The sequence below is a fragment of the Streptomyces sp. NPDC059832 genome (assembly GCF_042731715.1).
In the GTDB taxonomy this organism is placed as follows: domain Bacteria; phylum Actinomycetota; class Actinomycetes; order Streptomycetales; family Streptomycetaceae; genus Streptomyces.
Map to the genome: position 1 here is coordinate 9,283 of NZ_JBHWIY010000048.1, position 13,686 is coordinate 22,968.

The window sequence follows — 13,686 nt, forward strand, 5'->3', positions numbered from 1 at the left end:
GACTGTTTCGAACTTTGGGGGGCTCCCCGTGCCGGAGGGGGGGGGGGAGGAAGGGCCGGGGGGGGGGGGGGGTGGGGGGGGGGGGGCGCGGGAGGGCCCCCCCCCGCTCCTGCGTCTCCCCGGCCGGCGGGGTATCGGGCACCCCTTTACCTGTTGTTTAATTGCGATGGTTTCGCAATAACATCTGATCTTCAATAAGGGATGTGCAGAGTATGACGGCCCGATCGATACGGGGAGCGGTCGCCGCGACACTGGCGACCGTGCTGTCGTTGACCGCGGCGGCCTGTTCACAACCGGGTGGCCCGGACGGCGGCAACTCCGGATCGGGCGCGGGGGACTCGGCGGTGGTCGGCATCGCCTACGAGCCCGACAGCCTCAGCCCGCTGCTCGGCTACGGCAAGGACGGCAACTCCAAGATCTTCGACGGGCTGCTCGCCCTCGACGCCGGCATGAAGCTGCGACCCGCGCTCGCCACCGCCCTCCCCGAGGTGAGCGGCGACGGGCTGACGTACACCTACCGGCTCCGCAAGGACGTGAAGTTCAGCGACGGCGCGCCCTTCGGTGCGAAGGACGTGGTCTTCACCTACCGGACCATCCTCGACAAGAGGACCAACAACGCCTCCCGCACCGAACTCGACGCGGTGCGGAGCGTCGAGGCGAACGGCGACGACACCGTCGTCTTCAGGCTCAAGTACCCCTACGCGCCGTTCGCCCGGCGCACCGTCCTGCCCATCGCACCCGAACACATCGCGGGCAAGCAGGACGTCAACACCGGCGCCTTCACCACCCGCCCCATCGGCACCGGACCGTACCTGCTCACCAAGTGGTCCAAGGGCGAGAAGCTCAGCTTCAAGGCCAACCCCGGCTACTGGGGCGGCGCGCCGAAGGTGAAGAAGTTCACCATGGCGGTCATCAAGGACGACGACATACGCGCCACCCGGCTGCGCTCCGGGGAGCTCGACGGCGCGATCCTGCCGCCCAACCTGGCCAAGGGGTTCGCCCGTGGCAGCGGCACCCGCACGTACGCCGCCACCACGTACGACTACCGCACCGTGACCCTGCCCACCCACAACGAGGTCACGGGCGACATCGCCGTCCGGCGCGCCCTCGACGTCGCCGTCGACCGGAAGGCCATGGTCGACTCCATCCTCAACGGCGAGGGCCGGGCCGCGTACGGGCCCGTCCCCACCGACAGCGAGTGGTTCACCAAGGGCACCGAACGCTCCCACGACCTCGCCGCCGCGAAGAAGATCCTCGACGACGCCGGGTGGAAGCCCGGCAAGGACGGCATCCGCACCAGGGACGGCGTGCGCGCCGCCTTCCCGCTCTGGTACCTCACCGGTGACAAGCTGCGCCAGGACCACGCGCTCGCCTACGCCTCCGACGCCAAGAAGGCCGGTATCGACATCACCACCGAGGCCGGCACCTGGGAGGTCATCGAGCCCCGGATGAAGCAGGACGCGGTCCTCGCGGGCGGCGGATCGCCCGCCGATCCCGACTTCGACCAGTACACACTGCTGAAGTCCTCGCTCGCGGGCGACGGCTTCAACAACATGGCCTGGTACGACAACAAGGCCGTCGACCGGGCCCTCGAAGCGGGCCGCAGGAGCGGTGACGACGCCGAACGCAAGGCCGCCTACGACACCGTCCAGCGCGAGCTGGTGAAGAACCCCGGCTACACCTTCCTCACCCACATCGACCACCTCTACGTCGTGAAGGAGCGCTTCGGCCCCCTCACCACCCAGGTCGAACCGCACGACCACGGACTGGCATCCGGCCCGTGGTGGAACGTCGAGGACTGGACGCCGAAGAAGTGAACCACCGCCTCCCCTGGGGGCCGATGGGCAGAATGGCGGGACGGCGGGCGCTGCTCGCCGTCCCCGTCCTGGCCGCCGTGACGTTCGGCGTCTTCGCCGTCGCCGCCGCTTCCCCCTTCGACCCGGTCAAGGCGTACGCGGGCACCGCCGGGCTCACCGCGTCGCAGGAGAACCTCGACCAGTTGCGGGCCAACCTCGGTGTCGACCAGCCGCTCGTGAGCCGCTGGTGGAACTGGCTGGGCTCGGCGCTCGGCGGCGACCTCGGCGACTCCGCCGTGATGCGTCAGCCGGTCGCCGATGTCATCGGCGAACGCCTCGGCTGGTCCGTGCTGCTCGCCGCGACCGCCTTCGCCGTCGCCGTGCTCCTCGGCACGGGCCTCGGCGTACTGGCCGCCCGCAGGCCCGGCCGCCTGCTCGACCGGTGCGTCAGCTCCGCCGCGTACACGCTCGAAGCCGCCCCGGCCTTCTGGCTCGGGCTGCTCGCCATCTGGTTCTTCGCCCTGGAACTCGACGTGCTCCCGGCCGGCGGTCTCACCGACGCGGCCAGCGACACCGTCACCTTCGGGCAGGTCGCCGGCCATCTGGTGCTCCCCGCGGCCGTGCTCGGGATCTCCCAGCTGCCGTGGTTCTTCCTCTACGTGCGCCAGGGTGTCGCGGACGCGCTCGGCGAGGACCCGGTGCGCGGCGCCCGCGCCCGCGGACTGAGCGAGCGGACCGTACTGCTCGGCCACGCGTTGCGCTCCGGCATGCTGCCGATGCTCACCCTCATCGGCTCCCGCGTCCCCGAACTCATCACCGGCGCCCTCCTCGTCGAGACGGTCTTCAGCTGGCCCGGCATCGCCGCCGCCACCGTGCAGGCCGCCACCTCCGTCGACTTCCCGCTGCTGGCCGCGCTCACGGTGCTGGCCACCGTGGCGGTCGTCCTCGGCAACCTCCTCTCCGATCTGCTGTACGCGCTCGCCGACCCGAGAGTGGGCTTCGATGGCTGAAACCGACCTCGGACCCGTCGGCCGCACGACCCGCCGTGTCCGCGTGGTCAGCTCCGCCGGGATCGTCGCCGCGGTGCTGCTCGCGGTCCTGCTCGTGCCGCCGCTGGTCCAGCTCGACCAGCAGGCCGTCGACCTGGCGGCCAAGCTCCGGCCACCGTCCTGGCAGCACCCGTTCGGCACCGACGATGTCGGGCGCGATCTGCTCCTGCGCTGCGTCTACGGGCTCCGCGTCTCGCTGCTCGTCGGCGTCGTCGCCGGGCTCACCGCGACCGTCATCGGGACCGCGGTCGGCGCACTGGCCGCGGCGTTCGGAGGCTGGACGGACCGCGTCGTCATGCGGCTGGTGGACACCTTCTCGTCCGTACCTCATCTGCTGCTCGGCATCTTCATCGTCGCCATGTTCCGGCCCGGCGTCGGTCCGGTGATCGTCTCCGTCGCGCTCACCCACTGGCTCTCGACAGCCAGGATCGTCCGCTCCGAAGTGCTGTCGCTGCGCTCGCGTCCGTTCATCGACGCGGCGATCTCCGGCGGGGCCTCGCGCGGGCGGGTCGTCGTCCGGCATCTGCTGCCCGCCGTGCTTCCGCAGGCGGGCCTGGCGGCCGTGCTGATGGTGCCGCACGCCATGTGGCACGAGTCCGCGCTCTCCTTCCTGGGGCTCGGGCTGCCCACCCATCAGGCGAGCCTGGGCAATCTCGTGCAGACGGCACGCGGTTCGCTCCTCGCCGGGGACTGGTGGCCGACGCTCTTCCCCGGCCTGTTCCTGGTGATACCGACCCTCGCGCTGGCGGGCCTCGCCGGCGCCTGGCGTGAGCGGATCAACCCGCGCCGCCGATCGGAGCTGATGCTGTGAAGAACGCCCCCGGCCCGAAGGCGCCGGTCCTCTCCGTCCGTGGCCTCTCCGTACGCTTCCGGATGCGGGGCGGCCGGCACATCGCCGCGGTCGACGACGCGCACTTCGACCTCGCGGCGGGGGAGTGCCTGGCCCTGGTCGGCGAGAGCGGCTGCGGGAAGTCCGTGCTGGCCTCGGCGCTGCTGGGACTGCTTCCCGGCAACGCGCGGACCTCGGGCTCGGCGCTGCTCGATGACGGCACCGATCTCCTGACCGCCGGTGAACGGACCCTCGCCCGTACGGTACGGGGCCGCCGCATCGGACTCGTACCGCAGAGCCCCGCCGCACACCTCACCCCGGTCCGCACCGTACGCGCCCAGCTGGAGGAGACCCTCCGCGAACTGACCGGCGCCCGCAGGCCCGCCCTGCGCCCCGCGGCCGAACAGGCCGCCGCACGCGCCTCGTTCCCGTCCGGGCACCTCGACCGGTATCCGCACGAACTCTCCGGCGGTCTCGCCCAGCGGGCCGCGACCGCGCTCGCCCTGATCGGCGACGCACCCCTGCTCCTCGCCGACGAGCCCACCACCGGACTCGACCGCGAGCTGGTCGAGCGGACCGTCGACGAACTGCGCCGCCACACCGACGGGGGCCGGGCGCTGCTGATCATCACCCACGATCTCGCGGCGGCCGAGCGGATCGCCGACCGGGTCGCCGTGATGTACGCGGGCCGCATCGTCGAACTCGCCGACGCCGAGCGGTTCTTCGGGAGGCCGGGACCACGCCACCCGTACGCGCGCGGACTTCTCGACGCCCTGCCGGAGCGCGCCTTCGTACCGATCCCCGGAATGCCGCCCGAGCTCGGAGCGCTTCCCGAGGGGTGCGCGTTCGCGGCCCGCTGCGGGCGCGCCGACGACCGGTGTTCCGTACAGCCCCCGTTCGACGGCCGTCTCGCCTGCCACCACGGTGTGCGGGCGGACGGGGAGGAGCCGGTCCGTGCTTGAACTCACCCGCGTCACCGCCGGATACGACCGGCGCGATCCCGTCGTCCGCGAGGCCTCGCTGAGCCTGGCGCCGGGGGAGTCCCTCGGACTGCTGGGCCCGAGCGGCTGCGGCAAGTCGACTCTGGCCAGGGTCGCGGCCCTGCTGCACCGCCCGTACGCGGGCACGGTCGTGCTCGACGGCGAGCCGGTACGCGGCTGGCGGCACCGTGCCCCGCGTGCGCAGCGCACCGCCGTCGGCGTCGTCTTCCAGCAGCCCAGGCTCTCCGCCGACCCCCGGCTCACCCTGCGCGAACTCATCGCCCAGCCGTTGCGGGCGACCGGCCGCCGCTCGGAGGTCGCGGACCGGGTGGCCGGGCTGGCACCGGCGGTCGGGCTCACGCCGGAGCTGCTGGGCCGGCGCCCGCACGAGGTGAGCGACGGCCAGTTGCAGCGCGCCTGCCTGGCGAGGGCGCTGGTCCTGCGGCCGCGCTGGCTGATCTGCGACGAGATGACCGCGATGCTCGACGCGTCGACGACCGCCGCGCTGGTGGCGGTCGTCGAGTCCTACCGGAGGGAGTCCGGGGCCGGGCTGCTGGCCGTCGGCCACGACCGGGTGCTGCTGGAACGCTGGTGCGACCGCACGGTCGGCTGGCGGGAGTGCTCCGGACCGGGCGCGGCGCGGGAGTCCATGAGCCCGACCGGATAAGTCCATGCCCCTGGGCGTGGCACGCCCCCACCCTTGTTGACGAGTCCATGACCAAAGGGGTGGGTCGGTCGATCCGTCCGGACAAGGAGTGGGACATGCACAAAGCACGCGCCACCGTCGCGGTGGTGATCCTCGCCGTCGCCGCCTGGCTGGGGCCGGCCGGGCCGTCCGTGGCGGCCGGCCAGACCCCGGGTTCATACAGCAACTACACGTTCCCGGCCGGGACGACCGCCCTCGACGAGGTCACCTTCGGGACGACCGTCCAGTCCGACCCCGGCCGCGCGAACGTCTTCTGGTCCCACCAGTTCGGCTTCACCAACGGGGTCGGCGGCTACATCGGAATGCAGCGCAACCGCTCCGGCGGCGGCCTGTTCCTCTTCTCGCTGTGGGACTCCACCGGAGGCAGGCCGGGAGACGCGGGCACCTACTGCCAGACGTTCACCGAGGGCGGTACCGGCTACACCTGCCGGCTCGGTGAGCGCTTCACGGCCGGACACCACTACCGCTTCCGCATCGCACCCGACACGACGGCCGGCTGGTACCGGGCCACCATCACCGATGTCACCGCGGGCACGTCATTCGTCCTCGGCAGCCTGCAGACCGGCACCGGCGCGAAGGTCGCCACCGGCGGAATGGTCGACTGGGTCGAGTACTTCGACTGGAACAACAACGCCGCCACCTGCGCCGACTCGCCGTACTCCAAGGCCCTCTTCGACCTGCCCGGCGGTACGGCGGGCAGCGCAACCGTCACCGCCGCACTCGGCTCCACCAGCGTCAGCGGCACCTGCTCCAACGGCGCCTCGGTGCGCGGCCAGGGCGGCGGCAGCGTGCACGAGGACGGCATCGGCAACTCGTCGTCCGGATCCCTCACCGGCATCGGCGGTGCCTGCGTCGACATCCCCGGCGGCACCACCGCAACGCAGCTCGACCTCTGGAGCTGCAACGGCGGAAACAACCAGAACTGGGTACGGGCCGCCGACGGCACGCTCCGCGCGCAGTTCCAGTGCATGGCCGTGAGCGGCACCACCGTACGGACCGCGGTCTGCGACGGCTCGGCCGCCCAGCAGTGGCGGATCGACGGCGCGGCCCTGGTGAACCCCGCCACCGGGCAGTGCCTGGACGCCTACGGGGGCGGCAGCGCCAACGGCACCCCGCTCGGCATCTACACCTGCACCGGCGGCGCCAACCAACGCTGGACGGTCCCGGCCTGACCGGGGGAACGGCAGTCGACGGGCGGACGACGACCGGATCAACTCTTGTGCGGGGTCTGCCCGTTGCGGCGATCACCATCGCATACTCGGTCGCGTCCGCCTGTCCGGTCCACCACTCGCTCCCCGGGAGAATCCATGGCGTTCCCGACCCGCCGAAGCGTCGTCACCACCGCGCTCGCCACCGCGGCCGCAGGCGCGTTCCTGTCCCCGCACACGGCCGCCGCGTCCGAGGCCGCCCCGGCGTCCCCGGCCGCACGACGCCACCGCCCGCGCGTGCTGCGCAGGGCCCACGCGCACAACGACTACCTGCACACGCACCCCCTGCACGACGCGCTGGGGCACGGCTTCACCAGCGTCGAGGCCGACATCTTCCTGGTGGACGGCGAACTGCTGGTCGCCCACGAGGCCACCGACCTCGACCCCGCCCGCACCCTCGCCTCGCTCTACCTCGACCCGCTGCTGGCGAGGGTCCGGGCCAACCACGGCACGGTCCACCCCGGCTACCACGAACCCGTACAGCTGCTGATCGACATCAAGACGGACGGAGCCGCGGCCTACCTCGAACTCGACCGGCAGCTCCGGCACTACCGGCGGATGCTGACGTCGTACCACCACGGCCGGGTGCGGCCCGGTGCCATCACCGCCGTCATCTCCGGCGACCGCGCCGCCCGCGTCCCGATGGAGGCGCAGGCGACGCGCCACGCCTTCTACGACGGCCGCCCCGAAGACCTCGGAACCCCGGCCACCGCCTCGTTCATCCCGCTCATCAGCAGCAGCTGGACCGACGACTTCAGCTGGCTGGGCGCGGGTCCATTCCCCGCGGCCGAGCGGGACAAACTGCGCGCGCACGTCGCCCAGGCCCACCGCAGCGGCCGGCGCGTCCGCTTCTGGGCCACGCCGGACGCGCCGGGGCCGGAGCGGGACGCGGTCTGGACGGAGCTGCTGGCCGCCGGGGTCGACCACCTCAACACCGATGATCTGGCGGGGCTCGAACGCTTCCTGCGCACCCACGACCGGGACAACCGGACCGAGGCCGCGCACCGCGGCTGACCGGACGCGCCGCCCCGAGCATGACAGCCAGTCAACACCCGGATGGCGGACATGCCAGTGCGCCGGATGGCTCCTCCGCTACGCCACACTGGCGGCCGAATGCCGCATTCCGGCGCGGCGGAGGAGGTTGGCCATGGCCATTTCGATCTCACTGGTGCTGCTTCTGCTGATCCTCGCGGTGATCTTCCTCCGCAACGGGGGCCTGAAGATCTCGCATGCGGTGGTCTGCGCCATGCTCGGGTTCTTCCTCGCGGGTACCAGCATGGCGCCGACCATCCAGGACGGCCTGGCCGCCACGGCCAACGTCGTCAGCAGCCTCACGCCCTGATCCCGGTGTCCTGCCGGGCTGCCGTGAGCGGCGGGTCAGCCGCCGTCCGGGCCGGCCAGCCGCGAACGGATCAGGAACCGCACCCCTTCCGGCGCCTCCAGCGAGAATCCGCTGCCCCGCCCCTCCACCACGTCGACGATCAGCCGGGTGTGCGACCACACCTCGAACTGGCTCCTCGACATCCAGAACGGGATGCGCTCCGCCACCCCGTCGACGTCGAGCGAGGCCACCAGCACATCGGAGCCACCGGTACGGAACTCGCCGTCCTGGTAGCACATGGGCGCGCTGCCGTCGCAGCAGCCGCCCGACTGGTGGAACATCAGCGGTCCGTGGACCTCCCGCAGCCGTCGCAGCAGTTCCGCGGCGGCGGGGGTGAGCTCCACCGGCGGTGCTCCCGACGGGCTCATCGCAGCGGCTCCGGACGGAGGTCCGCCCACGCGTAACGGTGTTCGGGACGGCCCGTGTCGCCGTACTTGAGGCTGAGACTGATCCGGCCCGCGCCCTCCAGATACTTGAGGTACCGCTGGGCGGTGGAGCGGCTGAGGCCCGCCCGGGTGGCGACCTCGTGCGCGGACAGCGGGCCCTCGGCGCCGGACAGGACATGGCGGATGACATCCGCGGTGGGCGCGGAGTGCCCCTTGGGCAGCCCGGCCGCGGGGCCGGACTCCGTGGTGCGAAGGGCGCCGAAGATCTGGTCGACCTGCTCCTGCCCGGCCTCGCCCCGGCCGCCGCCCACACCGTCGAGGGTCCGGCGCAGGGCCGCGTAGCTCTCCAGCTTGGACCGCAGACCGCTGAAGCTGAACGGTTTGACGAGGTACTGCAGCGCCCCGTACCGCATGGCGGTCCGAACGGTCGACACGTCGCGGGCCGCGGTGACCATGATCACATCGGCCGGGTGGCCGAGCTGGCGCAGCCGCCGCACCAGCGTCAGGCCCGTCTCGTCCGGCAGATAGTGATCGAGGAGGACGAGGTCGACATGGTCGCGTTCCAGGCAGGACAGTGCCTGAGCGGCGGTGTGCGCACGGGAGATGACCCGGAAGCCGGGGACCTTGGCCACGTACGCGGCATTGATCTCGGCGACCCGGAAATCGTCGTCCACCACCAGGACATCGATCATCGCGACTCTCCCACTTCTGTCAGCTGCCGTACGGTGAGTGCCTCGGGCAGGACGACGGTGAAGACCGCGCCGCCGCCGGCCCGTGCCGTGACGCGGGCCGCGCCACCGTAGCGCTCGGCCAGCCGGCGCACCAGCGCCAGACCCAGACCGCGTCCGCGGTGTGCGGGGGACTCCTTGGTGGACCAGCCCTCGGTGAAGATCTGTTCGCGCATCGCGGGAGGCACGCCGGGACCGTTGTCGCTGACCCGCAGGACCGCCGTGCCGCCCTCCGCGAGCAGCTCCACCTCGATGAGGGTGGCGACGTCCAGCGCGTTGTCGATGAGGTTGCCGAGGACGGTCACCAGATCACGCGGGTCCACCACCACGTCCGGGAGCCGGGTGCCCGGCGAGATGCGCAGGGACGCGCCCCGCTCCGCCGCGATGGCCGACTTGCCCACCAACAACGCCGACAGCAAAGGATCGTTGACGCGCTCCGCCACCTGTTCCGCCGAAGCCCGGTGCCCGTTGGTCACCTCCTCGACGAACTCCACCGCGGCATCGTGCCTGCCCAGCTCCAGCAGCCCGAGCAGGGTGTGCAGCCGGTTGGCGTGCTCGTGGTCCTGGGCGCGCAGCGCGTCCAGCAGACCATGGGTGGAGTCCAGTTCACGGCCCAGCAGTTCCAGCTCGGTGCGGTCGCGCAAGGTGACCACGGCCCCGCCGTCACCGGTGGGCATGCGGTTGGCGATCAGCACCCGGCCCCGGCAGACGGTGATCAGGTTGGCACCGTCGACCCGCCCCGCCAGCACCTCGGCCGTACGGCCCGGCGGCAGCACCTCGCCCAGCGGACGTCCGACGGCGTCCTGATCCAGCTCCAGCAGACGCTGGGCCTCGTCGTTGAGCAATCGGATCCGGCCCCGGGCGTCGAGGGCCAGCACGGCCTCGCGGATGCTGTGCAGCATGGCCTCGCGCTCGTCCAGCAACGCGGAGATGTCGGCGAAGGCGAGTCCGTGCGTGCCGCGCTGGAGCCGTCGTGAGACGGCCAGGGCGGCCAGTACGCCCACGGCGAGCGCCGCTCCGGAGTAGAGCAGCAGGCCGGGAATGGTACCGAGCAGCCGGTCATGGACGCTGTCGTAGGCGATGCCCACCGACACGGCGCCCACAATGTCCTGGTGCCGGTCGCGGAGCGGGACCTTCGCACGTGCCGACCGGCCCAGGGTTCCGTCGTCGATCTGCATGATCTCCCGGCCGCCCAGAGCCGTGCTGGGGTCGGTCGAGACATGCCTGCCGATCTGCGTGATGTCGGTGTGCGACCAGCGCACCCCGCGGGTGTCCATGACGACGATGTACAGGGCTCCGGTGGCCAGCCGGATCCGTTCCGCCTCGGCCTGCACCGGTCCGCCGGGGCTGGGGTCGGTGCCCCTCAGATCGCGCACCAGGCCTGGTTCGGCTGCGGTGGTCTGGGCGATGGACAGGGCCTGGTGCATCGCCTGGTTGTCGAGCTGGTGGCTGAGCGGGGCGAGGAAGAGCCCCGTGATGAGCATGATCACTCCGGTGGTGATGGCCACCTGGGTGAGGAGCACCTGGGCGAAGACACGGCGGGGCCAGTGAATGCGCATGTGCTCGCCCTCTGCCTTCCTCCGGCCAGGAACATGATGCTCCGTTTCGTCCTTGTGTGAACGCAACGTAAACGTCGTGGTCGCCGATGACCAGTCCTCGTGGCGCATTCGTTGCCGGAGCGCGAGCAGAACGAGCAGAACCACGCGTTATGAGCAGAACCCCGAGTTGTGAGCGCAAGGGTGCCCGCGTCATCGGGGCGCCCTTAACGTCCCGCTCCATGAACAGCGAAACGAGCCCCGCCATCGAGCTGCGGGGGGCGAGCAAAGCGTTCCGGACTCCGTCGGGGGCGCTCCACACCGCCGTACGGGATCTGGACCTCACGATCGGGCGCGGCGAGTTCGTCGCCGTGGTGGGCCCCACCGGATGCGGCAAGTCGACCACGCTGACCCTGGTCAGCGGACTGGAGGAGCCCACCGAGGGGGAGGTGCTGGTGGCCGGGGAGCCGGTGCGCGGGATCGGCGACAAGGTCGGCTTCGTCTTCCAGCAGGACGCGGTCTTCCCGTGGCGGACCGTACTGTCCAATGTGATGGCGGGTCCCCGCTTCCGCGGCGTGTCCAAGCCCGAGGCGAAGGCGCGGGCCCGGGAGTGGCTCGCCAGGGTCGGCCTCTCCTCCTTCGAGGACCGCTACCCCCACCAGCTGTCCGGCGGTCAGCGCAAGCGCGTCGCCCTCGCGGCCACGTTCGTCAACGACCCCGAGATCCTGCTCATGGACGAGCCGTTCTCCGCGCTCGATGTGCAGACCAGGGCCCTGATGTCGGACGAGCTGCTGGAGCTGTGGGCCGGCACCGGCGCCTCCGTCGTCTTCGTCACCCATGACCTGGAGGAGTCCATCGCGCTGGCCGACAAGGTCGTGGTCATGACCGCCGGACCGGCCACGGTCAAGGAGGTCTTCGAGATCGACCTGCCCCGCCCCCGCAAGGTCGAACAGGTGCGGCTGGAGCCCCGGTTCGTCGAGATCTACCGGGAGATCTGGTCCTCGCTCGGCGAAGAGGTCCGCATCACCCGCGAGAGGGGTGCCCTCGATGTCGCCTGACACCATCACCGCGAGCGCCGCCGTCGGCAGGACCGAGCGGACCCGGGCCAGGGCGCGGGCCGCCAGGAACCGCAAGTACCTGGTGACGGGAAGCCGGATCGCGGTGCTTCTCGCGGTCATCGGGCTGTGGGAATGGCTGGCCCGTACGGCCGTCATCGATCCGTTCAACTTCTCGATGCCGTCGAAGATCTGGGACCAGATCCGTACCTGGGTCGTCGACGGAACCGCCCAGGGCTCCCTCTGGGAGCAGATCTGGTACACGCTCTACGAAGCGCTGCTCGGCTGGGTCATCGGGGTGATCGCCGGTGTGCTGCTGGGGATCGCGCTGGGCCGGGTCCGGTTCGCCGCCGATGTCCTCGGGCCGTACATCAAGGTGCTCAACGCCCTGCCCCGCATCGTGCTCGCGCCGATCTTCCTCATCTGGTTCGGCCTCGGCCCGGCGTCGAAGGTCGCCTCCGCGGTCGTCCTGGTGTTCTTCCCCGTCTTCTTCAACGCCTTCCAGGGCGCACGGGAGGTCGACCGCAATCTCGTCGCCAACTCCCGCATCCTTGGCGCCAGCAACCGTCAGGTCACCCTTCAGGTGGTCATCCCCTCCGCCACGTCGTGGATCTTCACCAGCCTGCATGTGAGCTTCGGCTTCGCACTCATCGGCGCGATCGTCGGTGAGTACATCGGGGCCACCAAGGGACTCGGGCTGCTGGTCGCCGCCTCCCAGGGCACGTTCAACGCCGCCGGTGTCTACGCCGCGATGGTCATCCTCGCGATCGTCGCGCTGCTGGCCGAAGGCCTGTTGACCTTCCTGGAGAAGCGGCTCTTCCGCTGGAAGCCGGCCGACGCCGACACCGGCCGCTGACGCCCTGTCGCCCTCCGTACCCCCGCCCCTCTCTCCACCTGTTTCTTCACAAGGACGTGAATCAGATGCGTACATCCACCCGGATCCCGGCCGTCGCCGTCGCCGGCGTACTCGCCCTGACCAGCCTCACCGCCTGTGGCGGTGGCGACTCCACCTCGGCCTCCGGTGGCAAGAACGACAAGGTCAAGATCATGGTCGGCGGCCTCGACAAGGTCATCTACCTGCCCGCGATGCTGACCGAGCGGCTCGGCTACTTCGAGGAGGAGGGCGTGTCGGTCCAGCTCCTGACCGAACCCGCCGGAGTCCAGGCGGAGACGGCACTCGTCTCCGGCGATGTCCAGGGCACCGTGGGCTTCTACGACCACACCCTCGACCTCCAGGTCAAGGGCAAGCAGGTCGAGTCCGTCGTCCAGTTCTCCCACGCCCCCGGCGAGGTCGAGATCGTGTCCGACCAGGCGGCGGGCGACATCAAGTCGGCGAAGGACTTCAAGGGCAAGAAGCTCGGTGTGACGGGCATCGGTTCCTCCACCGACTTCCTCACGAAGTACCTCGCCGTCAACAGCGACGTGCAGACCAGCGAGTTCACGCCCGTCGCGGTGGGAGCCGGGCAGACCTTCATCTCCGCCCTCCAGCAGGGGGCCATCCAGGGCGGTATGACCACCGACCCGACGGTCGCCACCATCCTGGACAAGAAGCTCGGCAAGATCCTCATCGACATGCGGACGCCGGAGGGCTCCAAGCAGGCGCTCGGCGGGCTCTACCCGTCATCCAGTCTCTACATGCAGACCGAGTGGGTCGACAGCCACAAGGAGACCGTCCAGAAGCTGGCCAACGCCTTCGTCAGGACGCTGAAGTGGATGTCCACGCACAGCGCGGACGAGATCGCCGCGAAGATGCCCGCCGACTACGCCCAGGGCGGCGGTAAGGCCCTCTACGCGCAGGCCATCAAGAGCACGCTGCCCATGTTCACCAAGGACGGCGTCATGCCCGCGGACGGCCCCGCCACCGTCGAGCGGGTCCTGAAGGCCTTCAACCCCAACCTGAAGGACGCGAAGGTGGACCTCGCCAAGACGTACACCACGGAGTTCGTCGAGAAGGCGAACTGACCGCGGGGGCGCCGACGGCACCCGCACGGAACACGGGCGGCGCGGCTCCCGGCATCCGAACGGCTCGTCGA

Annotated in this window: 14 protein-coding genes; 11 read left to right on the forward strand and 3 right to left on the reverse strand. The window is 71.0% G+C overall.

Annotation, left to right across the window (positions count from 1 at the left end):
- The first annotated feature begins 212 nt into the window (after window positions 1-212).
- The 8 genes from ACFV8T_RS41060 to ACFV8T_RS41095 all read left to right on the forward strand — a co-directional run bounded on the left by ACFV8T_RS41060 (window position 213) and on the right by ACFV8T_RS41095 (window position 7,910).
- Window positions 213-1,817: an ABC transporter substrate-binding protein gene (locus tag ACFV8T_RS41060; protein ID WP_385337814.1), complete on the forward strand. Its 1,605-nt coding sequence runs from the start codon at window positions 213-215 to the stop codon at window positions 1,815-1,817.
- A 23-nt stretch (window positions 1,818-1,840) separates the two neighbouring features.
- Entirely contained in the window at window positions 1,841-2,806 is a 966-nt protein-coding gene (locus tag ACFV8T_RS41065) for an ABC transporter permease (RefSeq protein WP_385337876.1), read from the forward strand.
- A complete protein-coding gene (locus ACFV8T_RS41070) occupies window positions 2,799-3,656 on the forward strand; it encodes an ABC transporter permease (RefSeq protein WP_385337817.1) in 858 nt (285 codons plus the stop codon). The genes ACFV8T_RS41065 and ACFV8T_RS41070 overlap by 8 nt, the downstream gene beginning before the upstream one ends.
- Window positions 3,657-3,718: 62 nt before the next feature.
- Complete coding sequence (locus ACFV8T_RS41075) at window positions 3,719-4,636, forward strand: ABC transporter ATP-binding protein (protein WP_385337879.1); 918 nt, start codon at window positions 3,719-3,721, stop codon at window positions 4,634-4,636.
- Window positions 4,629-5,321 carry an ABC transporter ATP-binding protein gene (locus ACFV8T_RS41080; protein ID WP_385337820.1) on the forward strand — a complete coding sequence of 231 codons (693 nt, stop codon included), beginning with the start codon at window positions 4,629-4,631 and terminating at the stop codon, window positions 5,319-5,321. The genes ACFV8T_RS41075 and ACFV8T_RS41080 overlap by 8 nt, the downstream gene beginning before the upstream one ends.
- Window positions 5,322-5,416: 95 nt before the next feature.
- Window positions 5,417-6,532 carry a ricin-type beta-trefoil lectin domain protein gene (locus ACFV8T_RS41085; protein ID WP_385337823.1) on the forward strand — a complete coding sequence of 372 codons (1,116 nt, stop codon included), beginning with the start codon at window positions 5,417-5,419 and terminating at the stop codon, window positions 6,530-6,532.
- A gap of 135 nt (window positions 6,533-6,667) precedes the next feature.
- The gene (locus tag ACFV8T_RS41090; RefSeq protein ID WP_385337826.1) at window positions 6,668-7,582 is read left to right on the forward strand and encodes a phosphatidylinositol-specific phospholipase C/glycerophosphodiester phosphodiesterase family protein; all 915 of its coding nucleotides are present in this window, start codon (window positions 6,668-6,670) and stop codon (window positions 7,580-7,582) included.
- 133 nt (window positions 7,583-7,715) lie between these two features.
- Entirely contained in the window at window positions 7,716-7,910 is a 195-nt protein-coding gene (locus ACFV8T_RS41095; protein ID WP_385337829.1) for a hypothetical protein, read from the forward strand.
- 35 nt (window positions 7,911-7,945) lie between these two features.
- Here the strand turns inward: ACFV8T_RS41095 and ACFV8T_RS41100 are convergent, their stop codons facing one another.
- The 3 genes from ACFV8T_RS41100 to ACFV8T_RS41110 are packed head-to-tail and all read right to left on the reverse strand — an operon-like array spanning window position 7,946 to window position 10,622.
- Window positions 7,946-8,317, reverse strand: a complete 372-nt coding sequence (locus ACFV8T_RS41100) for a DUF779 domain-containing protein (RefSeq protein WP_266430629.1) — start codon at window positions 8,315-8,317, stop codon at window positions 7,946-7,948.
- On the reverse strand, window positions 8,314-9,027 hold the full coding sequence (locus ACFV8T_RS41105; RefSeq protein WP_385337832.1) for a response regulator: 714 nt from the start codon (window positions 9,025-9,027) through the stop codon (window positions 8,314-8,316). Before ACFV8T_RS41105 ends, ACFV8T_RS41100 begins: the two co-directional genes overlap by 4 nt.
- Window positions 9,024-10,622 carry an ATP-binding protein gene (locus ACFV8T_RS41110; RefSeq protein WP_385337835.1) on the reverse strand — a complete coding sequence of 533 codons (1,599 nt, stop codon included), beginning with the start codon at window positions 10,620-10,622 and terminating at the stop codon, window positions 9,024-9,026. Before ACFV8T_RS41110 ends, ACFV8T_RS41105 begins: the two co-directional genes overlap by 4 nt.
- 218 nt (window positions 10,623-10,840) lie before the next feature.
- On the opposite strand from ACFV8T_RS41110, the gene ACFV8T_RS41115 reads away from it, so the two are divergent.
- From ACFV8T_RS41115 to ACFV8T_RS41125, 3 genes are all read left to right on the forward strand, one after another.
- Window positions 10,841-11,656, forward strand: coding sequence for an ABC transporter ATP-binding protein (locus ACFV8T_RS41115; RefSeq protein ID WP_385337838.1), 816 nt, complete (start codon window positions 10,841-10,843; stop codon window positions 11,654-11,656).
- On the forward strand, window positions 11,646-12,509 hold the full coding sequence (locus ACFV8T_RS41120) for an ABC transporter permease (RefSeq protein ID WP_385337841.1): 864 nt from the start codon (window positions 11,646-11,648) through the stop codon (window positions 12,507-12,509). Before ACFV8T_RS41115 ends, ACFV8T_RS41120 begins: the two co-directional genes overlap by 11 nt.
- Window positions 12,510-12,574: 65 nt before the next feature.
- A complete protein-coding gene (locus tag ACFV8T_RS41125; RefSeq protein ID WP_385337844.1) occupies window positions 12,575-13,615 on the forward strand; it encodes an ABC transporter substrate-binding protein in 1,041 nt (346 codons plus the stop codon).
- Window positions 13,616-13,686 lie beyond the last annotated feature (71 nt).